The sequence below is a fragment of the Acinetobacter sp. YH12108 genome (genome assembly GCF_013419055.1).
Taxonomy (GTDB): Bacteria; Pseudomonadota; Gammaproteobacteria; order Pseudomonadales; family Moraxellaceae; genus Acinetobacter.
On sequence record NZ_VPAW01000063.1, the window covers coordinates 1 to 1,168 of the forward strand.

Consider the following 1,168-nt stretch of genomic DNA (forward strand, 5'->3'; position numbering starts at 1 on the left):
TACGTTGTCGGCAGCGGGCCAAAAAGGAATACGTCCATGCCCATCGAGGTGAAACCGGCTGTGAGCGCGGGTTCAAGCATATAGCCCGACAGGCGCGTATCCTTGCCGATCACGACACGATGGCGGTGGTCACCGCGACGAAAGACACGGCCAGCCGCCATGCCGACGCGCAAGGCGGTTTCCGCCGTCATCGCGCCTTCGTTGGCTTTGCCACGAATACCGTCTGTGCCGAAATATTTGCGCACCATAAGGTCGATTATCCTGTCGTCGGGTCGCCCTCAAAGGGGACATGCCTGCTGAACCGCGAATATAGAGAAATATCCCGAATGTGCAGTTAACGAATTCTTGCGGTTTCTTTCAGCGCCGCCAATACCGCCAGCCCGTCGCGCAAGGGGCGCGGCTCGTGTGTGCGGATGAAGTCAGCTCCACCTGCGGCGGCGGCAAGCTCTGCAGCGAGTGTCGCGGCCCCGACATCCCCCGGACCACGGCCTGTGAGCGCGCGCAGAAAGGATTTGCGCGAAACAGACAGAAGCACCGGCAAATCGAAGCGCAGCCGCAATTCATCGAACCGCGCCAGCACCGAGAGCGAGGTTTCGGGAGCAGCCCCCAGAAAAAACCCCATGCCGGGATCAAGGACAAGGCGGTTGCGTTTGATACCGGCACCCGTCAGCGCCGCGATGCGCGCGTCAAAGAACGCCGCAATGTGATCCATGATGTCGCCAGCGGGTGCCTCGCGCCGATCTGCCTGCCCGTCTTGCACCGAATGCATAACGACGAGTTTGGCAGATGATTTCGCCAATTGCGGATAGAACGCAGCGTCTGGAAAACCGCGAATATCATTGAGATAGGCCACACCACGCGACAAGGCATAGGCTTGCGTCGCGGGTTGATAACTGTCGAGCGAGACGGGAATGCCATCTGCCTTGAGCGCGTCCAGCACCGGCGCGATACGCGCGATTTCTGTGTCGGACGAAACAGGCGCGGCGTCGGGATTGCTGGATGCCGGACCGAGGTCGATCACATCTGCCCCCTCGGCCATCAGCTTACGCGCCTGCGCAATGGCTGCGTCTGGCGCCAGATACCGGCCTCCATCGGAGAAACTGTCCGAGGTTATGTTGACGATGCCGAAAATGATGAGCGATTTATTCATGGGGGCTTCTATAATAAT

1 protein-coding gene and 1 pseudogene are annotated in these 1,168 nt (G+C 59.8%); both read right to left on the bottom strand.

Going from position 1 to position 1,168, the window contains the following annotated elements; translation table 11 throughout:
• Window positions 1–248, bottom strand: a pseudogene (gene glmM / locus FTU46_RS16615) (phosphoglucosamine mutase); the annotation flags it as partial.
• A gap of 86 nt (window positions 249–334) precedes the next feature.
• Window positions 335–1,150 (bottom strand): sulfonamide-resistant dihydropteroate synthase Sul2, encoded by an 816-nt coding sequence (gene sul2 / locus FTU46_RS16620; RefSeq protein ID WP_001043260.1) that lies wholly within the window; start codon window positions 1,148–1,150, stop codon window positions 335–337.
• Between the last annotated feature and the right edge of the window lie 18 nt (window positions 1,151–1,168).